The organism is Kitasatospora sp. NPDC093679 (assembly GCF_040683455.1).
GTDB classification, from domain to species: Bacteria; Actinomycetota; Actinomycetes; order Streptomycetales; family Streptomycetaceae; genus Kitasatospora; species Kitasatospora arboriphila.
Genome location: NZ_JBFBDW010000014.1, coordinates 56262 through 75221 on the forward strand (window position 1 = coordinate 56262; position 18960 = coordinate 75221).

Genomic DNA, 18960 nt, shown 5'->3' on the forward strand with positions numbered 1-18960 from the left:
CCGGAGACCCCGCATGAGCACCGCCGCCCCGCACACCCTGCCCACCGCGACCGCCGCGGGCGGTGCCACCGTCGAGTTCCGCGGCCTGCGCCGCGCGTTCGGCGCCGCCACCGCCCTGGACGGCCTCGACCTGGACGTCCGCCCCGGCGAACTCCTCGCCTTGCTCGGCCCGTCCGGCTGCGGCAAGACCACCGCGCTGCGCATCCTGGCCGGCTTCGAGACCCACGACTCCGGCGAGGTCCTCGTCGACGGCGAGCCCGTCACCGGCATCCCCGCGCACCGCCGCGACGCCGGCATGGTCTTCCAGTCGTACAGCCTCTTCCCGCACCTGACCGCACTCGACAACGTCGCCTTCGGGATGCGGATGCGCGGCACCGGCAAGGCCGAACGCCGCGCCCGCGCCCAGGAACTGCTGGAACTCGTCGGCCTGCCGCAGCACGCCGCCCGCTACCCGCACCAGCTCTCCGGCGGCCAGCAGCAGCGGATCGCCCTCGCCCGCGCCCTCGCCCTCACCCCGCGCGTGCTGCTGCTCGACGAGCCGCTGTCCGCCCTGGACGCGAAGGTCCGGCTCACCCTGCGCGAGGAGATCCGCCGCCTCCAGCGCGAACTCGGCATCACCACCCTCTTCGTGACCCACGACCAGGAGGAGGCCCTCTCCATGGCCGACCGGGTCGCGGTGCTGCGGGCCGGCCGCCTGGAGCAGTGCGCGGCACCCGCCGAGCTGTACGCCCGTCCGGCCACCGCCTTCGTCGCCGAGTTCGTCGGCACCATGAGCCGCATCCCCTGCGAGCGCGCCGGCGCCGGCGTCGCCCTGCTCGGCCGGACGTACCCGGTCGACGGCACGCTGCCCGCGGACGGCCCGCTGGAGGTGCTCGTCCGGCCGGAGAACGTCGTACTGCGCCCCGACGCCGACGGCACCGCCCAGGTCACCGGCGCCTCCTTCCTCGGCGCCGTCACCCGGCTCACCGCCCGGCTCGCCGACGGCACCGAGGTCAAGGCCGACCTGGCCACCGAGGCGGCCGCCGCCCTGCCCCCCGGCAGCCGCGCCCACCTCGCCCTGCCCGACCGCCCCGTCCTGGTCGACCGCCCCGTCCTGGTCGACCGCCGGCGGTAGATCGGGAAACCCGTCAGGGGCGCGTGGAACTGCGCGATTCGGATGCGGGTCACGTACGGATCCGGGCTCGGCCCGTGCTGTCGCGACACCCGCACCGGACTGCGCGGTCCCCCGCGCCCCTCATTTCATCCGACTGCGTAAGGTTCACCCATGCCGCACACCCCCGCCGCCGTCCTGTTCGACATGGACGGCACACTCGTCGACACCGAGCCCCTCTGGTGGCAGGCCGCCGCCGAGACCGCGGCCGAGCTCGGCCTCTCCCTCGACGACTCCGACCTCCCGCACGTGCTCGGCCGGGCCGCCGAGCACACCGCCGCCCACCTGCGCCGGGCGAGCGGCACCGACCGGGCCGAGACCGAACTCGTCGAGCAGCTCAACCGGGCCTTCGCCGGCAAGGTCGCCGCCGAGGTCGTCCCCCGACCGGGCGCCCTCGGCCTGCTCGCCGCCCTGCGCACCGCCGAGGTGCCCACCGCACTCGTCTCCGCCTCGCCGCGGCGCGTCGTCGACCTGGTGCTGGGCGCGATCGGCGACCGCTGGTTCACCACCACCCTCGCCGCCGAGGACACCGAGCGCACCAAGCCCGACCCGGACCCGTACCTCGCCGCCGCCGCCCGCCTCGGGCTCGACCCGGCCACCTGCGTCGCCGTCGAGGACAGCCCGGCCGGGGTCGCCTCCGCCGCGGCGGCGGGCTGCGCGGTGCTCGCCGTGCCGTCCACCGTGCCGATCGCCGCGCACGGCCGGATCACCCTGCTCGGCAGCCTCGAAGAGGCCGACGTGGCCCTGCTGCACGCGCTCGCCGCCGCCCGGCCGGCCTGATGCCGTACCTGCTGCTCGCGCTCGCCATCGCCAGCGAGGTCTGCGCCACCAGCCTGCTCAAACTCACCGACGGCTTCAGCCGGTTGTGGCCGAGCATCGGGGTGGCCCTGGGCTACGTGCTCTCCTTCCTGCTGCTCGGCCGCGCCCTGAAGCACATCCCCGTCTCGGTGGCCTACGCCGTCTGGTCCGGCGCGGGCACGGCGGCCGTCGCCGCGATCGGCGCCACCTTCTTCGCCGAACCCCTGGGCCGCCTCCAGTGGCTGGGCATCGCCCTGGTCATCACGGGCGTCGTCGTCATCAACCTCCGCGGCGGCCACTGACGTCCGGACCGGCGGGCACGGGGTGACCCGCCGGTTCGGGGCAGGGTTCGCGGTTCTTCCGACGGGGCGTCATGTCACGTTCATCCGCGGGCCGCCGAGGGCCGGGTCAATGGTCCGAGTTGTTCAGCCAACTCGAACCAGCTGCGCCAAGGGCGGTGCGGCGGACAGGACTTCCGTGGCGACAGGCTCGACGCTCGTCATCGCGACGCCGGCGAACCCGACCGAGGGCGACCGGATCACCTTCCACTGGACGACCGGCTCCCCGGACCCGAAGAACTGGGTGGGGATCTACGACGGCACCCGGCAGCCGGGCAACGGGTCCTCGCTGCTGTGGAAGTACACGCCCGGCACCTCCGGGGACGTCCAGTTGGACACCTCGGCGCTGACCGGCGGCCCGTACACCGCGTACCTGCTGGCGAAGGACGGCTACGGCGTCCTGGCGCAGACCGCGCCGTTCACCTTCCGCCCGAAGCCTGCGGCGCCGCGGCCACACGCCGTGGTGGACGCCCTGACGACCACTCAGGTGGCGCCCGGCGCGGCCGTCTCGGTGAAGCTGGCCGGCCTGTGGACGAAGGGCACCGGCACGGCGGTGTACCGGAAGGTCTCCGGCGACTCCTGGCTGTCGGTGGCGGCCGACGGCACGGTGAGCGGCACCGCGCCCGCCGTGCAGGCGCACCCCGCGGTGGTGACCGTCGGCACGGTGAGCGGCACCGCGCCCGCCGTGCAGGCGCACCCCGCGGTGGTGACCGTCGGCATCAAGGACCCGGCGGGTGCCGCCGACACGGTGACGGTGCAGGTCCCGGTCCGCGACCCGGCCGGCCCGCTCACCCTCAAGTCGGCGAGCTGGAACCTGGCGAACGCCGGTGCGGCGTTCACCGACGCGGTGGAGAAGCAGTTGGCCGCCGTCCTCACCCAGGGCCTGGACGTGGTCGCGCTGCAGGAGACCGCCGGCACCGCCGCGCAGTCCCTGGCGACCGCACTCGGCTGGTACGCGTACCAGAGCTCCGGCAGTGTCGGCATCCTCAGCCGCTGGCCGCTCACCTCCGTCACCGCGCCGACCGCCTCGCTGCCCGCCGCCGGCGCCACGGTGCAGCTGCCGGGCGGCCGCACCGTCCGCTTCTGGGCCGCGCACCTGGACGAGTCGAACTACGGCCCGTACGCGGTCCAGGACGGGCAGAGTGCCACCCAGGTGCAGGCCGCCGAGGCCGCCTCCACCCGCGGCAAGCAGGCCGTCGCGCTGGCCGCCGCCGTGCAGGCCGACATCGCCGCCGGGCAGCGGGTGGTGCTCGCCGCCGACCTCGCCTCGCCCTCGCACCTGGACTGGACGGGCCAGGGCGGCCGTCCGGCGCTGGCCTGGCCGGTCACCACCGCCCTGCGGGACGCCGGCCTGACCGACGCCTACCGCGGTGCGCACCCCGACCCGGTCGCCTCCCCCGGCAACACCTGGTCGCCGACCCGGGCGGTGCGCGGCGGCAAGGCGGAACCGCAGGACCGGATCGACCAGGTCCAGTTCGCGGGCGCGCTGACCCTCGTCGAGGCGCACACCCTCGCCACCGGCTGGCCGCAGGCCGAGCCGAACGCCGCCGCCAACGGCTGGCCGAGCGACACCGCCGCCGCCGTCGCCACCTTCACCCTCTGAGAGGCCGTGCCATGACCCCCCAGCTCAGCCGCCGCAGCTTCGTCGCCGCGACGGCGGCCACCGGCACGGCCGCCGCCGTCGGCCTGCCCGCCACCGCCGCCCGGGCGGCCGGTGCGACCGGTTCGATCGCCGACGTCAAGCACGTGGTGATCCTCATGCAGGAGAACCGCTCCTTCGACCACTACTTCGGCACCCTGAACGGTGTCCGCGGCTTCGCCGACAAGCAGGCGCTGCAGTTCCCGGACGGCACCGACGTCTTCCGCCAGCCCGACGCGGGCCGCAGCGACGGCGGCGCGATGCTGCCGTTCCGGATGGACACCACCCGGTACAACGCGCAGAACGCCGGCGGCCTCGCGCACGACTGGGCGACCGGCCACCAGGCCATCAACGGCGGCGCGATGAACAAGTGGATCGCCGCCAAGGGCGAGCGCGCCATGGGCTACTTCACCCGCGAGGACATCCCCTACCAGTACGCGCTGGCCGACGCCTTCACGCTCTGCGACGCGTACTTCTGCTCGATGGCCGGACCGACCGACCCCAACCGGCTCTACCTGTGGACGGGCACCGCCGGCCCCGGCCGGGACGGCACCACCGGGCCGTGGATCGACAACACCCCCGTCACCGACAATCCCGTCGCGGACTGGACGACCTACGCCGAGCGGCTGCAGACCGCCGGGGTGAGCTGGCGGGTCTACCACAACCCGAGCAAGGACGACCGCACCGGCGACTACGACGACAACGCGCTCTCCTACTTCAAGCAGTTCCACAACTTCCCCGCCACCGACCCGCGGTACGTGAACGCGATGACGAAGTGGGACCCCACCGCCTTCGACCAGCACTGCAAGGACGGCACCCTGCCGACCGTCTCCTGGCTGGTCGCGCCCTACCTGTTCTGCGAACACCCCAGCGCCAGCCCGGACTACGGCGCGCACTGGGTCAACACCGCGCTGCAGTCGCTGATGTCGAACCCGGCGGTCTGGCAGCACACCGTCTTCCTGGTGATGTACGACGAGAACGACGGCTACTTCGACCACGTCGTGCCGCCCACCCCGGAGCCGGGCACGGCGGAGGAGTACACCCAGGGCCGGGCGATCGGCCTGGGCAACCGGGTGCCGCTCTGGGTGGCCTCGCCCTGGTCGCGCGGCGGCTGGGTGAACTCGCAGGTCTTCGACCACACCTCGGTGCTGCGCTTCCTGGAGCTGGTGACCGGCGTCCAGGAGCCGAACATCTCCGCCTGGCGGCGGGCCGTCTGCGGCGACCTCACCAGCTGCCTCGACTTCACCGCACCGGACTTCAGCATCCCCGCACTGCCGGACACCGTCGCCCTGATGGCCAAGGCCGACGCCGGGGCCAAACTGCCCGCGGTCAAGCTGCCCGCCACCGGCGCCCAGGCGATGCCCGCCCAGGAGCCGGGCGGCCGGCCGCACCGGAAGCTGCCGTACCGGCCGTGGGCGGACGCCGCGGTCGACCGCGGCACCGGCGCGGTCACCTGCACGCTGGCCAACTCCGGTGCGGTGGCCTTCCCGTACACCGTCTACCCGAACATCGCGCTGCCGTTCGCCGGCACCCCGTACACCGTCCCGGCCGGCGGGAGCCGCACGTACACCTGGGACGCCGCGTCCACCGACGGCCGCTACGACTTCACCGTGCACGGCCCGGACGGCTTCGTCCGCCGCTTCGCCGGCACGGTGGTGCGCGCCGCGCAGGACGACGTCGCCGTGCCCTCGGTGACCGCCGCCGTCGGCACCGGCAGCATCACCCTGCGGCTCGCCAACGACGGCCGCACCGAGTGCTCGTTCGCCCTGACCCCGAACGACTACGCCGGCACCGCCCGCACGGTCTGGGTCGCCCCCGGCTCGGCCACCACCGTCGACTGGCCGCTCGACCGGGGCCGCTACGACGTCGTGGTGACCGCCGGAACCGGCACCCGCTTCCTGCGCCGGTACGCGGGCACCCTGCACTGACGTCCCGCCCGCGGGACGCCCGGCGACTCACCGCAGGGCGCCCCGCAGGGCGGCGATCCGGGCGGCCGCGGCGGTGAAGCCGGCCCGGTCCAGCCGGCCGTCGGCGAGTGCCCCGGCCAGGGCCTGCGCCGCCCGCCCGCCCTGGTCGGCGTCGCGGGCGGAGCAGAGCATCAGGTCCATCCCGGCCGCGGCGGCCGCCACCGCCCGCGCGCCGGTGTCGCCGAAGCCGTCGAGCGCCCCGGCCTCCAGCGCGTCGGTCACCGTCACCCCGCGGAAGCCCAGCCGCTCGCGCAGTTCGCCGCGGACCACGGTGGGCGACAGCCCGGCGGGCCGTGCGGCGTCCAGCGCCGGGTAGACCGCCCAGGAGAGCATCACCAGCGGCACTCCGACCGCCAGCGCCGCCCGGTAGGGCGCCTCCTCCGCGGACCGCAGACGTTCCAGCGGCACCGGCAGGCTCACCGGGCCGGCGTCGGTGTTCATCCCGGCCGGCGCCGTGCCCAGCCCCGGGAAGTGCTTGGCGGTGGCGGCCACCCCCTCCTGCCGCTGGGCCACCGCGAAGGCCGCCGCCAGGTCGGCCACCACGGCCGGGTCCTGGCCGTAGGAGCGGTGCTTGGCGTCGATGAAGTTGCCGGGCGCCCCGTACACGTCCAGCACCGGCGCCAGGTTGACGTTCAGTCCGGCGGCGGCGAGGTTCCTGCCCGCCTCGGTGCCCGTGCGGGCGGCCACCGCCACCGCGTCCGCAAACTCGCCGACCTCCCGCGCCGAGAGTTCGGGCGCGCCCGGCAGCCGCCGGACCTTGCCGCCCTCCTGGTCGGTCATCAGCAGCAGCGGGGCCGCCACCGGGCTCTGCCGCTGCGCCTCGCGCAGCCGGTCCACCGCCGTCCGCAGGGTGGCGGTGTCGGGGATGTTCTCCGCGAAGAAGATCACCCCGGCGGCCCGTCCGTCGCGGACGGCCGCCAGCACGGAGTCGGGGACGACCGGGCCCGGGTAGGAGTACACGATCCGCTGCCCGGCCAGCTGCTCGTCGGTGACCGGCCCGGCCGCCGGGGGCGTCAGCGTCCGCCGGGTCGGCTCCGCCGAGTCGGCCGACGCGGACGAGGGCGCTTGCGACGGACCCACGGCGGCACTCCCCGCTCTCGACGCGGACGTCGACCCCGGCCGCGGGGTCGCGGACGACTGTCCGGCGCCGGTCCGCGGCGCGGTCGCGCAGGCCGCCATGAGCATCACCAGGGAGACGGTCAACCAGCGGGCATGCGACGACACGGGCGCCCTCCTCAGCCGCGGCCGGTCCGGCCGACCCCCTCACGCTAGACCGGGCCGTCCCGATCACCGGCGGAGCCACGCACGCCGTCCGGGCGACACACCGCGGACGCGGGCCCTCAGCGCAGGTCGGCCCAGGTCACCTTCCCGCACGCGGTCGGCGCCGTCCCCCACCGGTCCGCCAGCGTGTCGACCAGGGCGAGTCCGCGGTGGCACTCGTCGTCCTCGGTGGCGGTGAGCAGGGTCGGCGGGGTGCGGCAGGCGTCCTCGACGCTGATCCGGACCCGGCCGTCGAGCCGGCGGCGGACGGCGACCCGGATCCGCCGCCCGCCGCAGTGCCGGACGCTGTTGCCGACCAGTTCGGAGACCACCAGTTCGGCGTCCTCGACGAGCGCGGCCAGCCCGAGGTGGCCGAGGCGGGCCCGGACGAGCCCGCGGGCGAGCTGCGCCGACCGCTCCTCGCACGGCAGTTCGGCGACGGCGGGCGGCGCCTGGCGCGTCACGGCGGTCGATGACCTCGCGGCGGTCGTCATGGGTCGCTCCTGCTCTCCCGGGACGGCGGGGGACGCGGCCTGCCGCCGGTGGGGGGAAAACCGGGGCAGGCCGCGGGGAGCCGCCGGATCCAGTCCCTCCAACGGCTCACGTTCAGTCAACTCGTTTACTCCACAGGAGAGAACAGTCCATGCTGTGGACAGGGTTGAACCGGTTGAACACGAGTCGAGGCCGACATGGGACGACGCACGCGTACACCGAACGCCGCTCTCGCCGCGCTGATGCGCGAGGCGGACTGGGGCAACGACCAGCTCGCCCGGGCGGTCCGCCGCACCGGCGCGGAGGCCGGGCTCAGACTCACGTACGACAAGACCACCGTGTCGCACTGGCTGGCCGGGTCGCGGCCGCGCGCGGAGGTCGCCGGGGTCGTGCGGGAGGCGTTCGCGCGGCGGCTGGGCCGGCCGGTGGCGGCCGAGGAGACCGGGCTCGGCGACCACGAGGCCACCGATCCGGTCAGCGGGCTGGTGGCGCTCGGTCGGGCCGACATGGACCCGTCCCGCCGGAGCGTGCTGGCCGCCGGACTGTACTCCGCGGCGCTGGCGGTGCCCGGGTTCGGCGAGGCCGCCGAGCGGATCGACCGGGCGGCCGCGGGCCGCACGGTGCGGATCGGCGACGGCGAGGTGGCCACCGTCCGGACGATGACCGACCGGCTGGCCGGCATCCTGGACGAACTGGGGGCGGCGCACGCCCGCCCGATGATGGCGAGCTTCCTGGTGAACAGCGTCGGCCCGTGGCTGCAGGCGGCCGGCAGCGACCGGTCGAAGGCCGACATGCTCGCCGCCGCCGCGGACCTGACCTACCTGGCCGGCTGGTCCGCCGTCTACGAGCTCGCGCAGGGCCTCGGCCAGTCGTACTACGTGCAGGCGCTGCGCCTCGCCGACCAGGCCGGCGACCACGTCACGTACTGCCGCACGCTGCGCGGCATGTCGCTGCAGGCCTCCAGCCTGGGCCACGGGCCGCGCGCCCTGGAGTACGCGGACTCGGCGGCGCAGGCCGCGCCCGCCGCCGGTCCCCGGCTCACCGCCTTCCTGCGCGGCCAGCAGGCGCACGGGGCGGCGATGGTGAAGGACCGGCGGCAGGCCTTCGCCCGGCTGGCCGAGACCGAGGCGGCGCTCGCGAAGGCGGACGGCCGCAACGACGCCGTCGGCGGCTACGACCTGGCGGCGTACCAGTTCCACCTCGCGCACGTGCTGTACGAGCTGGGCGACCTGCCGGGCTCGATCGCGGCGCTGCAGACCTCCAACCGGGTCCGGCCGCGGGCCGAGCGGCAGGGCCGGGTGCACGGCCTCGGCCTGCTGGCACGCCGCCAGATGGAGCACGGCCACGTCGAGGCGGCCGCCGCGACCTGGTCGTCCTTCCTCGACGACTACGCCGGGATCAGCAGCGTCCGCGGCGACGAGCACTTCGGCGCGCTGCGCAGCGGCCTGCGCCCGCACCTGGGCAACCGGACGGTCGCCCACCTCGACCAGCGGGCCCGCGAGGTGGCCCGGCTGAAGGCGGCCTGAGGCGCCCCGACCCGCCGTCAGACGCCGAGCAGCTCCGGAAGGTCGGCCACCGAGGCCAGCACGTGGGTCGCACCGTCCGCACGCAGCCGCTGCTCCTCGTGGGCGCCGGTGAGGACGCCCGCGACGACGGCGGCACCGGCCCGGGTGCCGGTCAGCATGTCGTAGCCGGTGTCCCCGGCCACGGCGACCTGCCGGACGGAGTCGGTGCCGGTGCGCAGCAGCGCGGTCAGCACCATGTCCGGGTAGGGGCGGCCGCGGCCGGCGTCGGCGGGGCAGAGGGTGAGGTCGGCGATGTCCTGCCAGCCGAGCGCCGCGAGGATCCGGTCCTGGGTGGCACGGGAGAAGCCGGTGGTGAGGACGGTCCTCAGGCCGGCGCCGCGCAGCCGCCCGATCGCCTCGGCGGCGCCGGGCAGCGGGCTGCAGTGCCCGGCGTCGACGAGGTCGTGGTACGCGGCCTCGAAGGAGCGGTTGGCCTGCCGGGCGCGGTCCTCGTCGCCGAAGAGGTGGCGGAAGACGGAGATCTTGGACTCGCCCATGGTGGCGCGGACGTGGTCGAGCATGCGGGCGTGCTCGGCGCTGCCGTCGGCGACGCCGAGTTCGGCCGCGGCGGCGCGGAAGGCCCGCTCGACCAGGCCGCCGTCGGCGACGGTGGTGCCGGCCATGTCGAGGACGACGAGGCGGATGTCGGTGCTCATGCGGGGTGTTCCTTACGGCTCGGCTTACAGCTCGGCGAGGTCGGCGGTGGTCTCGGCGATGGCCGGGGAGCAGGTCATGCCGCGGCCGCCGGGCCCGGTGACCAGCCAGACGCCGTCGCGGATCCGCTCGCGGTGGACGACGCGGGTGGTGTCGAGGCACTGGGCGTAGACGCCCGCCCAGCGGCGGCGGATCCGCGGCAGCGGCCGCCCGAGCAGGGCCTCGGCGACGGCGGTGAAGTGCTCGTACGGCTCCTCGACGGTGTCGAAGCCGAAGGGCTGCTCGTACTCGTGGGTGTCGCCGATGGTGAGCCCGCCGTCGGTGCGCTGGACCACGAGCAGCTGCATCCGGTGCTCGGCGGCGGTCGCGCCCTGCGGCTGACCGGCCTTCAGGGCGTCCAGGGCGGTGCCGGCGTAGGCGGGGTAGTAGCGGAAGCTGTCGCCGTCGGCGACGGAGGTGGTGAGCGGCTCGTCCAGCGGGTCGGTCTGCATCATCTGCAGCCGGACGCGGCGGACGGGCAGCTCGGGGGCGAGTTCGCGGACGAGGCCGCCCGTCCAGGCACCGGTGCAGAGCAGGACGAGGTCGCCGGCGTGCACCCGGCCGTGGTCGTCGCGGACGGCGGAGCTGCCGATCACCTCGCGGACCTCGCGGCCGGGCAGGAAGGTGTAGCGGCCGGTGGCCTCCAGGGCGGCGCGCAGCGCGGGCTGGGCGGCGCGGGGTTCGACGGCGGCGTCGCGGGTGCAGTGCAGGGCGCCGAGGTGGTTGCCGCGCAGGGCCGGGTTGACGGCCCGGGTCTCGGCGGCGTCGAGCAGCCGGAAGCCGCGTCCGGCGGCCTCCTCGCCCTTCACCACCTCCTCGGCGACGGCGAGTTCGGCCTCGGTGCGCAGCACGGTGAGCGAGCCGTTGGCCCGGAAGTGCAGGCCGGGGATCCGCTCGCCGATCCGCTGCCACAGCTCGCGGGCGCGCTGTGCGGTGGCGAGCTCCTCACCCCGGGCGCGGCCGCCGACCCAGATCAGGCCGAAGTTCCGGACGGAGGCGCCACGGGCCTCCGCCTCGCGTTCCAGGTGGACGACCTCGTGGCCGCGCTCGACGGCGTGCCAGGCGTGCATGGTGCCGAGCACCCCGGCTCCTACGACGATGACTCTCATGCGGCCAGCCTCGGGCGCCCGGGTGTCGGAGGGTCGTCCGGTCGGCGGCCCGGAGATGAACCGGCCGCAAAGTTGTACAGACAAGATGCGTCGGTCGTCCCCGGACGCGGCTCCGGACCAGCCGTCAGCGCAGACGGACGGTGCGCTCGACCACCGCCTCGGCGCCGACCCGCACGGCGGCCCCGGGCCCGCTCCCCCGCAGCGCGGCCGTGACGGTGGCGGGGGCGCCGAGCGCGTCACCCATGTCGACCGCGACGGAGGGCACACCGGCCCCGGCCAGACGGGCGGCGACGCACGCGGTGCTGTTGACGTTGGCGATGTCCTCGGGGACGCCGATCGACGGGGCGAACATCCGGGCCGCCAGCCGGCCCTCGGCGGTCGGCGGGCTGTACACGTAGCAGCCCAGCAGGCCGAGCCGGTCGCAGGCCGCCCGGAGCCGGTCGGCGTCCGGGGCGAGCGCGGCCAGTTCGGACCGGCCGGCCACCGGGACGAGCAGCCGCGGCCGCCCCGCCGAGGCGACCCGGGCACCCCCCGCGGGCCCGCCGGGCGGAAGACCGAGCGCCTCCAGCACCTCGTCGAACGCACCGGCCGCCGCGGGCCCGCACACTTCGACGGCCCCGACGTCGAACGAGGCCGTGAGCACGCCGCCGACCCGGGCCGCCCGACCTGCGAAGACCCCGGCCGCCGTCCGCACGACGGCCCGCAGCTCCCCGCCCCCGGCACGCTCGGCCAGCAGGGCCAGCGCCGCCAGCGTCCCGTGGCCGCACGCGGGCAGCTCCCCCGCGGCGGTGAAGAAGCGCAACGCCACCTCCCGACCGCCCGGCCCGGTGTCCCCCACCGACACGAACACGGCATGCGAGGCCCCCGCCCGAACGGCCACGTCCCGCCCCACGGCCTCCCCCGCCTCGGCCCCGACCACCACCGCCGTCGGACTGCCACCGCGCCCGTCCCGCAGACAGACCCGCACGACCACCACCGCCGACCCCCCGTCCTCGACCACCACCCCAGCACGGCACCCGCCCCCCGGCAACCACCGTTTCAGGGATGGCAGCAACCACCCAGGGGCGCGTGGGGGCACCTCCCGGCCGAAGGCTGGGGGAGAACTGCGCAATCGGGGAGCGGTCGCCGCGGCAATTCGGGCCGTTGTCAGCTCGGGGCGCGTGGGGGATCACCTTTCCTGCGCAAGCACCCGCAGGTGTCCGTCCCGTACCTCGGCGACCTGGTCTGCGGCGGCGAGGTGGGTGCGGTCGTGGGTGACGAGCACGGTGGCGGTGGAGCGCTCGCGGGTGAGGGCGGCGAGCAGGTCGACGACGGCGGCGCCGCGCTCGTGGTCGAGGGCGCTGGTCGGTTCGTCGACCAGCAGCACCCGCGGTTCGTTCATCAGTGCCCGGGCGATGTTGACCCGCTGGCGCTGGCCGCCGGAGAGCCTGCCGGGGCGCCGGTCGGCGAGGTCGGCGAGGCCGACCGCGTCGAGCAGGTCGAGGGCGCGGGCCCGGGCGGCACGGGCCGGGCGGCCGGCGAGGTGGGCCATCAGCTGGAGCTGTTCGGCGGCGGTGAGCGAGGGCAGCAGGTTGGGCTGCTGGAAGACGATGCCGATCCGGTCGCGCCGCAGTTCGGCGCGTCCGGCGGCGGTGAGGCCGGCGGTGTCGGTGCCGTCGACGAGGACCCGGCCGCTGTCGGGGGTGATCAGGGTGGCGGCGACGGCGAGCAGGCTGGACTTGCCGGAGCCGGACGGGCCGACCACGGCGGTGAGCGAGCCGCGCGGCACGTCCAGGCCGACCCGGTCGAGGGCGGTGAGGCGGCCGTCGCCGTCGGGGTAGCTGAGGGTGACGTCGAAGATGTGGAGGCTCATCGGGTGCTCCCCAGGGCGGTCAGCGGGTCGACGGCGGTGATGCGGCGCACGGCGAGGGCGGCGCCGGCGGAGCCGAGCGCGACCATCACCAGGGCGGGCAGCAGCAGGGTCGGCGCGTCGAGGACGAAGGGCACGGTGCCGGAGACGGCGGCGCCGGCCACGGCGGCGATGCCGCTGCCGAGCGCGGTGCCGAGCACCAGCAGGACGGCGGCCTGGCCGAGGGCGTCGCCGGTGAGGCGGCGGGTGGAGGCGCCGAGCGCCTTGAGGACGGCGATGTCGCCGGTCCGCTGGATCGTCCAGACGGTGAAGAAGGCGCCGATCACCAGGGCGGAGATGGCGAACAGGAAGCCGCGCATGAGTTGCAGCGAGCCGTTCTCCGAGGTGTAGGCGCCGATCGCGGTGAGCGAGTCGCCGCGGCTCAGGGTGCGGGTGCCGAGCCGGGCGTCGGCGGCGGCGAGGTCGGTGCCGGGGCCGGTGCGCAGGGCGACGACCGTGGCGTGCGGCCCGTCCCCGGCGGCGCCGGGGGCGATCGCCTGCCAGTCGGCGAGGCCCGTCCAGACGACCGGGGTGTGGTTGTAGGCGGCGTCCCCCGCGACCGCGGCGACCGTGAGGGGGCGGCGGGCGAGGAGGACGGTGTCCCCGGTGCGCACCCCGAGGTCCTCGGCCGCGGTGGCGGAGAGCACGGCCGTGCCGTCCTGCACGGGCTGTGGGGCGAGGCCGGCGTCGGGGCGGCTGCCGAAGGCGGAGACCGCGGTGGAGCGGCTGCCGGCGGTGGCCTTGGCGGTGGTGATGCCGAGCGGTTCGGCGGCGCGGACGCCGGGCACCGCCGCCCACTGCTGCCAGCTCCGCTCGGGGAGGACGGAGTCCCCGAAAGAGGGCCCCCGTCCGTCGGCCGGGGCGGCGAACGCCAGGTGGTCGGCGTCCAGTCCGGTGACGGCGGAGACGTTGCCCCGGGCGAGGCCCGCGGTGAGGCCGGACAGCAGCCCGACCAGCACGGTGATCAGCACGACCACCGCCCCCATGAGGGCGAACCGGCCCTTGGCGAACCTCAGGTCCCTCCAGGCGACGAACATGACGGCGCGGGCTCCTTCCGCGGTGGTTCCGGTGGACGGGATCCACTCTCGCCACCGCGCCTCGCCTTCACATCGCGCCGCGGTTCGATCCTCCGGAATCGAAGGGCGGTGACCGGAATCAACCTTTTGATCGATCGGTCGGCGGGGTGTCGCCCGGTACCGTGGAAGGACCATGAACCCCCGTGCCCTGACCCCCGTGCTGCGTGTCGTCAACCACTGCCTGCACCTGCTGGTCGCCGGGCTGCTGGCGCTGGCGGCGGCCCGGGCGGTGCACGGCGGCGGCCCGGACGCGCCGCGCGCGGTGCTCGCCGCACTGGCCGCGGGCGCGGTGTACGCGGCGGGTCCGCTCACCCCTGCGGTGGGCCGGCGGCGGGCGGCCACCGCGCTGTGGCTGGCCGCGCTGGGCGCCGTCTGGCTGACGCTGCTGGCGGTCAGCCGGGACGGCGTGTGGCTGGCCTTCCCGCTGTACTTCGTGCAGCTGCACCTGCTGCCGCGCCGGGCGGGCCTCGCCGCGGTGCTCGCCACCGCACTGGCCGCGGCCGGCGGATTCGCGCTGCACCAGGGCACGCTGGAGGCGGCCGTCTTCATCGGCCCGGTGCTCGGCGCGGCGGTCGCCACCGCGACCGTGCTCGGCTACCAGGCGCTGTACCGGGAGAGCGAGCAGCGGCGGCGGCTGATCGACGAGCTGCGCGCCGCCCGGGCCGACCTCGCGGCGGCCGACCACGCGGCGGGGGTGCTCGCCGAGCGCGAGCGGCTCGCCCGCGAGATCCACGACACCCTGGCGCAGGGCCTGTCCTCGATCCAGCTGCTGCTGCGCGCCGCCGAGCGCGCCCTGCCGGCCGACCCGGCGGCCGCCGAACGGCACGTCCGGGTGGCCCGGGAGGCCGCCCAGGACAACCTGGCGGAGGCCCGGCGCTTCGTCCGCGAGCTGGCCCCGCCGGTGCTGGACGGGCTGCCGCTGGCCACCGCCCTGGAACGGCTCTGCACGACCTCCGCCGAGCGGTACGGGCTGCCGGTGCACTTCACGCTCTCCGGTTCCCCGGCGCCGCTGCCCGGCCCGTTCGAGCCCGCGCTGGTGCGGGTGGCCCAGTCAGCCCTCGCCAATGCTGCGCAGCACGCCGGCGCCCGGCAGGTGGAGGTGACCCTCAGCTACATGGGCGCCGAGGTGGCGCTGGACGTGGTCGACGACGGCTCCGGCTTCGACCCCGCGGCCGTCGCCGACCGCAGCCACGGCAACGGCGGCAGCCACGGCGACGACGGCGGCGGTTTCGGGCTGGCCGCGATGCGGCACCGGGTGCAGGCGCTCGGCGGCAGCCTGACGGTGGAGTCCGCGCCGGGCCAGGGCACCGCGGTCGCGGCCCAGCTCCCGCTGCCCGCCCCCGCCGCCCACCGCGGCGCGACGGCCCCCGCGGAGCCTGCGGACCGGGGTGTGCCGGCGGCGCGCGAGGCGCAGGAGGAGCGGGTATGACCGCCCCGATCCGGCTGCTGCTCGCGGACGACCACCCGGTGGTGCGGGCCGGGCTGCGCGCCGTCCTGGAGACCGAACCGGACCTGGTGATCGTCGCCGAGGCGGCCACCGCCGAGGAGGCCGTCCGGCTCGCGGCCGAGCAGCCGGTCGACGTGGTGCTGATGGACCTGCAGTTCGGCGCCGGGATGAACGGCTCGCAGGCCACCGCCGAGATCACCGCCCGGCCGGGGGCGCCCCGGGTGCTGGTGGTGACCACCTACGACAGCGACGCCGACACCCTGAGCGCGATCGAGGCGGGAGCCACCGGCTACCTGCTGAAGGACGCGCCGCCCGCCGAACTGGCCGCCGCCGTGCGGGACGCGGCCGCCGGGCGCACCGCCCTCGCCCCGGCGGTGGCCGACCGGCTGCTGCACCGGATGCGCGCCCCCGCGACGGCGCTCAGCCTGCGCGAGGTGCAGGTCCTGGAGCTGGTCGCCCGCGGCCTGGCCAACCTGGACGTGGCCCGCGAACTGCACATCAGCCAGGCCACCGTGAAGTCCCACCTGGTGCACATCTACGCCAAGCTCGGCGTCGACTCCCGGACCGCCGCCGTCGCCGCCGCCACCACCCGCGGCCTCATCCGCCGCTGACCGCCCGGAGGCCGGGACGCCGCGGCCCCCGGCGCCGGGGACCGGAAGCCGGGGGCCGGGGGTGGGGGCGCGGTTCTCAGGCCGGGGCGCCCACGCCGAGCACCCCGCCGAGGCGCCCCGCCCGGGCCCGCTCGACCAGCGGCGCGGCCCGGCCCGCGGCAGCCCCGAGCAGGACGCCCGCGGCCACCCCGATCACGGCGCCCGCCAGCACGTCGTGCGGGTAGTGCACGCCCACCCAGACCCGGGAGGCGCCCATCAGCACGGCGGCGACTAGCGCCACCGCGCCGAGCCGCCGGTCCGCCGTCCACAGCGCCGCCGCGGCGGCGAAGGCGATCACCGTGTGGTTGCTGGGGAAGGACCAGTCGCCGGCGGCCGGGCAGCCCTCCAGGGTGGCCCGGACGGCGAGCTGCCGGCACGGCCGGACCTCCTCGACGGCCGACTTGAACACGGTGTCGGCGGCGTACGCGGCGACCACCACCACCGGGGCGGCCAGCGCCCGGGCCATCACCTCCGGTGCGGCGCCCCTCGCCCGCCACCAGCCGCCGAGCATGAGCAGGGCGAACACGCCGAGCCCGAGCGCCGACCAGTCGGCGATCAGCCCGTCCAGCCAGGCCGGGGCGGAGGCCGCCCAGCCGACGACCCGGGTGTAGAGACCGCCGTCGATCCCGCTCCCGTCGTAGGCGAGCAGTGCAGGTGTCATCGGCGGACCTCCGGTGCGTGTGCAGCGGCGCCTGGCGGGGACACCGCAATCGTCTACACAGGTGTAGACGGTCGACACGACTGTAGACGACCGCCGGACGCCCCGCCGCCGCACCCTCCGCACGCCGGCCCGCACGCCCGCCCCGCGCGCCCCGGGCGCAATCCCTGACGCAACGTCACCACCCGTGCACGCGGCGGACATCCACGTCGCCGTCCGGCCCCCGCAACCACACGAACCGGCCATCATGGCCGATCCCGGACGGGAAAAATGAGAATTCCGACTCCCTCGGCATGTCCAGATCGAGCAGCCTTACCCTGTCTGCGGACCGGGGAGAGTCGACGAGGGGCGGGTGATGGGCATGCGCAGTACGCACCGGCCTGCCCGGAACCACCGCGCACCGATCTCCACCGCCGCCCTCACCACCACCTACGACCTCGTCCTCGGCAGCGGCCCGCACGACGCCGACTTCGCCGGCCCCGTCCCCAGACCCGAGATCACCGACTCCTGGGAACGCCTGCGCCGGCTCGGCCTCGACCCGGACGCGGGCCGCAACGTCCGCCGGATCGGCGTCGCCGACGTCCAGCACCGCCGCCGCGAGTCGCAGCTCGACACCGTCCTGCCGATGCTCCGCACCACCCTGCTCGCCTCGGACGACGCGCCCGTCCTGCTCGCCGTCACCGACCCCCAGGGCCACCTGCTCTGGCTCGACGGCGCCCGCCACCTGCGCCGGAACGCCGACGACATCGGCTTCGAGACGGGCGCCCGCTGGACGGAGGACGAGGTCGGCACCAACGGCATCGGCATGGCGCTGCGCACCGAGCGGCCGATCGCGGTCCACTCCGCCGAGCACTACCTGCGCAGCCACCACTCCTGGACGTGCGTCGCCGCCCCCGTCCGCGACCCGCGCACCGGCAGGCTGCTCGGCATCCTCGACCTGAGCGGGCCCGCCCACCAGGTGCAGCCCCACCTGATGCGGCTGACCGCCACCGCCGCCCGGCTCGCCGAGACCGAACTGCGGGCCGCCCAGCTGGAGTCGCTGCACCGCCTGCGCACCCTCGCCACCGGCCTGCTCGCCCGGGTCAGCGGCCCGGCCCTGGTCGTCGACGGGGCCGGCTGGACGGCCGCCGCGGTCGGCGTCCCGCCGGTGCAGCGGCTGCGGCTGCCCGCCGAGGGCTGGGGCAGCCGGCCGGTGGAGTGGCTGCCGACGCTCGGCGAGTGCGCGGTGGAGCCGCTCGGCGGCGGTTGGCTGGTCCGCCCGCTCGGCACCTCGGCCGCCGGCATCGACGAACTGAGCACCGGCGCCCGGATCCGGCTCGACCTGCGGCAGCCCGGACGGCCCGAACTGCACGTCTCCGGCGGGGCCGGCAGCTGGTCGCACGTGCTCAGCCCGCGGCACGCGGAGGTGCTGCTGCTGCTCGCGGTGCACCGCACCGGCCTGAGCGCCGCCCAGCTCGCCGAGGGGCTGTTCGGCGACCGGGCCCGCACCGTCACCGTCCGCGCCGAACTCTCCCGGCTGCGGCGCTACCTGGGCGCCCTGCTGGACCACCGCCCGTACCGGCTGACCGCCTCCGCCGCCGTCACGGTCGACGGCCCGACGGAACCGCTGGACCTGCTCGCGACCTCCTCCGCCCCGGCCGTCCGCGACCTCCGCGCCGCCCTCCACGCCGGCACCGCCCGCCTGCCGGCCTGAGCGGCCCCCGAGGGGCGCCCGCCGGTCAGCCCGCGGCGAGGAGCGCGGCGAGCTCGGCGTCGGTGGGGCCGGCGCCCAGCTCCTCGTCGGCGGAGATCAGCGCGTAGGTGCGCTCCAGCCAGGCCCGCACCCGCGGCAACGAGGCCTCCAGCAGGGCGCTGCCGTGCGGGGAGTCCAGCGCGACGTGCAGGGTGGAGCCGTGGCAGGGACAGTACGCCGGCCACAGCTTGATGTCGCCCTGTCCGCTGAGCGCGTCCAGCCCGTCGCGCAGCAGCTCGCGCGAGAACACCCAGTCCGCCTCGTCGGGACGGCCCAGGTGGAAGGTGAGCAGCACCTCGCAGGGCCGCTCGGTGTCGTACCGGAACCGGGTACGCACCTCTCCCACCTGGTCGTCGTCCAGTGCGATCCGCAGGGTCATCACCTCGTCCAGCACCGCTCGTGCGGTGCCGGCTCGGCCCGGGTCGTCGCCCGTGGGGGTGGCGGCGATCGGGTCGGAGGGTACGGACAGCGGGTCGCGCGGCATGACGGTCTCTCCGA

At 76.1% G+C, this 18960-nt stretch carries 18 protein-coding genes; 9 read left to right on the plus strand and 9 right to left on the minus strand.

All coding sequences use genetic code 11. The features are described from left to right. Positions 1 to 13 precede the first annotated feature (13 nt). The 5 genes from AB0O09_RS14750 (at position 14) to AB0O09_RS14770 (ending at position 5853) form a co-directional block, all read left to right on the plus strand. Entirely contained in the window at positions 14 to 1114 is a 1101-nt protein-coding gene (locus AB0O09_RS14750) for an ABC transporter ATP-binding protein (RefSeq protein WP_363542018.1), read from the plus strand. Between the two features lie 150 nt (positions 1115 to 1264). Continuing rightward, positions 1265 to 1930, plus strand: a complete 666-nt coding sequence (locus AB0O09_RS14755; RefSeq protein ID WP_363542019.1) for an HAD family phosphatase — start codon at positions 1265 to 1267, stop codon at positions 1928 to 1930. Then, positions 1930 to 2250: a multidrug efflux SMR transporter gene (locus AB0O09_RS14760; RefSeq protein WP_030266578.1), complete on the plus strand. Its 321-nt coding sequence runs from the start codon at positions 1930 to 1932 to the stop codon at positions 2248 to 2250. Before AB0O09_RS14755 ends, AB0O09_RS14760 begins: the two co-directional genes overlap by 1 nt. Positions 2251 to 2425: 175 nt before the next feature. Next, positions 2426 to 3889, plus strand: coding sequence for an endonuclease/exonuclease/phosphatase family protein (locus AB0O09_RS14765; RefSeq protein ID WP_363542020.1), 1464 nt, complete (start codon positions 2426 to 2428; stop codon positions 3887 to 3889). An 11-nt stretch (positions 3890 to 3900) separates the two neighbouring features. Further along, positions 3901 to 5853, plus strand: coding sequence for a phosphocholine-specific phospholipase C (locus AB0O09_RS14770; protein ID WP_363542021.1), 1953 nt, complete (start codon positions 3901 to 3903; stop codon positions 5851 to 5853). 27 nt (positions 5854 to 5880) lie between these two features. Here the strand turns inward: AB0O09_RS14770 and AB0O09_RS14775 are convergent, their stop codons facing one another. Then, positions 5881 to 6972 carry a glycoside hydrolase family 3 N-terminal domain-containing protein gene (locus AB0O09_RS14775; protein ID WP_363542022.1) on the minus strand — a complete coding sequence of 364 codons (1092 nt, stop codon included), beginning with the start codon at positions 6970 to 6972 and terminating at the stop codon, positions 5881 to 5883. 260 nt (positions 6973 to 7232) lie between these two features. Then, positions 7233 to 7646, minus strand: coding sequence for an ATP-binding protein (locus AB0O09_RS14780; RefSeq protein ID WP_344621987.1), 414 nt, complete (start codon positions 7644 to 7646; stop codon positions 7233 to 7235). Between the two features lie 195 nt (positions 7647 to 7841). On the opposite strand from AB0O09_RS14780, the gene AB0O09_RS14785 reads away from it, so the two are divergent. Then, positions 7842 to 9170 carry a hypothetical protein gene (locus AB0O09_RS14785; protein ID WP_363542023.1) on the plus strand — a complete coding sequence of 443 codons (1329 nt, stop codon included), beginning with the start codon at positions 7842 to 7844 and terminating at the stop codon, positions 9168 to 9170. A gap of 17 nt (positions 9171 to 9187) precedes the next feature. Here AB0O09_RS14785 and AB0O09_RS14790 read toward each other — a convergent pair whose 3' ends face one another. The 5 genes from AB0O09_RS14790 to AB0O09_RS14810 form a co-directional block, all read right to left on the minus strand. Then, positions 9188 to 9865, minus strand: a complete 678-nt coding sequence (locus AB0O09_RS14790; RefSeq protein ID WP_363542024.1) for a phosphonatase-like hydrolase — start codon at positions 9863 to 9865, stop codon at positions 9188 to 9190. Between the two features lie 24 nt (positions 9866 to 9889). Then, positions 9890 to 11011, minus strand: coding sequence for a TIGR03364 family FAD-dependent oxidoreductase (locus AB0O09_RS14795; protein ID WP_363542025.1), 1122 nt, complete (start codon positions 11009 to 11011; stop codon positions 9890 to 9892). Between the two features lie 124 nt (positions 11012 to 11135). Then, positions 11136 to 12014, minus strand: coding sequence for a PhzF family phenazine biosynthesis protein (locus AB0O09_RS14800; protein ID WP_363542027.1), 879 nt, complete (start codon positions 12012 to 12014; stop codon positions 11136 to 11138). 165 nt (positions 12015 to 12179) lie between these two features. Continuing rightward, a complete protein-coding gene (locus AB0O09_RS14805) occupies positions 12180 to 12863 on the minus strand; it encodes an ABC transporter ATP-binding protein (RefSeq protein ID WP_363542028.1) in 684 nt (227 codons plus the stop codon). Beyond that, complete coding sequence (locus AB0O09_RS14810) at positions 12860 to 13936, minus strand: FtsX-like permease family protein (RefSeq protein WP_363542029.1); 1077 nt, start codon at positions 13934 to 13936, stop codon at positions 12860 to 12862. The genes AB0O09_RS14805 and AB0O09_RS14810 overlap by 4 nt, the downstream gene beginning before the upstream one ends. Positions 13937 to 14108: 172 nt before the next feature. Here AB0O09_RS14810 and AB0O09_RS14815 point away from each other — a divergent pair, with 172 nt between their 5' ends. Further along, positions 14109 to 15404 carry a sensor histidine kinase gene (locus tag AB0O09_RS14815; RefSeq protein ID WP_363542030.1) on the plus strand — a complete coding sequence of 432 codons (1296 nt, stop codon included), beginning with the start codon at positions 14109 to 14111 and terminating at the stop codon, positions 15402 to 15404. Then, positions 15401 to 16033 carry a response regulator transcription factor gene (locus AB0O09_RS14820; protein WP_344621995.1) on the plus strand — a complete coding sequence of 211 codons (633 nt, stop codon included), beginning with the start codon at positions 15401 to 15403 and terminating at the stop codon, positions 16031 to 16033. Before AB0O09_RS14815 ends, AB0O09_RS14820 begins: the two co-directional genes overlap by 4 nt. Positions 16034 to 16109: 76 nt before the next feature. Here AB0O09_RS14820 and AB0O09_RS14825 read toward each other — a convergent pair whose 3' ends face one another. Beyond that, complete coding sequence (locus tag AB0O09_RS14825) at positions 16110 to 16733, minus strand: phosphatase PAP2 family protein (RefSeq protein ID WP_363542031.1); 624 nt, start codon at positions 16731 to 16733, stop codon at positions 16110 to 16112. Between the two features lie 358 nt (positions 16734 to 17091). Between AB0O09_RS14825 and AB0O09_RS14830 the strand changes: the two genes are divergently transcribed. Continuing rightward, entirely contained in the window at positions 17092 to 18423 is a 1332-nt protein-coding gene (locus AB0O09_RS14830; protein ID WP_363542032.1) for a GAF domain-containing protein, read from the plus strand. 25 nt (positions 18424 to 18448) lie between these two features. Here AB0O09_RS14830 and AB0O09_RS14835 read toward each other — a convergent pair whose 3' ends face one another. Next, on the minus strand, positions 18449 to 18946 hold the full coding sequence (locus AB0O09_RS14835) for an SsgA family sporulation/cell division regulator (RefSeq protein ID WP_363542033.1): 498 nt from the start codon (positions 18944 to 18946) through the stop codon (positions 18449 to 18451). Between the last annotated feature and the right edge of the window lie 14 nt (positions 18947 to 18960).

Excerpts from the sequence above, each read along its gene's own strand:
- AB0O09_RS14750 (WP_363542018.1), top strand. The coding sequence starts at position 14 with ATGAGCACCGCCGCCCCGCACACCCTGCCCACCGCGACCGCCGCGGGC.
- AB0O09_RS14755 (WP_363542019.1), top strand. The coding sequence starts at position 1,265 with ATGCCGCACACCCCCGCCGCCGTCCTGTTCGACATGGACGGCACACTC.
- AB0O09_RS14760 (WP_030266578.1), top strand. The coding sequence starts at position 1,930 with ATGCCGTACCTGCTGCTCGCGCTCGCCATCGCCAGCGAGGTCTGCGCC.
- AB0O09_RS14770 (WP_363542021.1), top strand. The coding sequence starts at position 3,901 with ATGACCCCCCAGCTCAGCCGCCGCAGCTTCGTCGCCGCGACGGCGGCC.
- AB0O09_RS14780 (WP_344621987.1), bottom strand. The coding sequence starts at position 7,646 with ATGACGACCGCCGCGAGGTCATCGACCGCCGTGACGCGCCAGGCGCCG.
- AB0O09_RS14785 (WP_363542023.1), top strand. The coding sequence starts at position 7,842 with ATGGGACGACGCACGCGTACACCGAACGCCGCTCTCGCCGCGCTGATG.
- AB0O09_RS14790 (WP_363542024.1), bottom strand. The coding sequence starts at position 9,865 with ATGAGCACCGACATCCGCCTCGTCGTCCTCGACATGGCCGGCACCACC.
- AB0O09_RS14795 (WP_363542025.1), bottom strand. The coding sequence starts at position 11,011 with ATGAGAGTCATCGTCGTAGGAGCCGGGGTGCTCGGCACCATGCACGCC.
- AB0O09_RS14805 (WP_363542028.1), bottom strand. The coding sequence starts at position 12,863 with ATGAGCCTCCACATCTTCGACGTCACCCTCAGCTACCCCGACGGCGAC.
- AB0O09_RS14810 (WP_363542029.1), bottom strand. The coding sequence starts at position 13,936 with ATGTTCGTCGCCTGGAGGGACCTGAGGTTCGCCAAGGGCCGGTTCGCC.
- AB0O09_RS14815 (WP_363542030.1), top strand. The coding sequence starts at position 14,109 with ATGAACCCCCGTGCCCTGACCCCCGTGCTGCGTGTCGTCAACCACTGC.
- AB0O09_RS14820 (WP_344621995.1), top strand. The coding sequence starts at position 15,401 with ATGACCGCCCCGATCCGGCTGCTGCTCGCGGACGACCACCCGGTGGTG.
- AB0O09_RS14825 (WP_363542031.1), bottom strand. The coding sequence starts at position 16,733 with ATGACACCTGCACTGCTCGCCTACGACGGGAGCGGGATCGACGGCGGT.
- AB0O09_RS14830 (WP_363542032.1), top strand. The coding sequence starts at position 17,092 with ATGCGCAGTACGCACCGGCCTGCCCGGAACCACCGCGCACCGATCTCC.
- AB0O09_RS14835 (WP_363542033.1), bottom strand. The coding sequence starts at position 18,946 with ATGCCGCGCGACCCGCTGTCCGTACCCTCCGACCCGATCGCCGCCACC.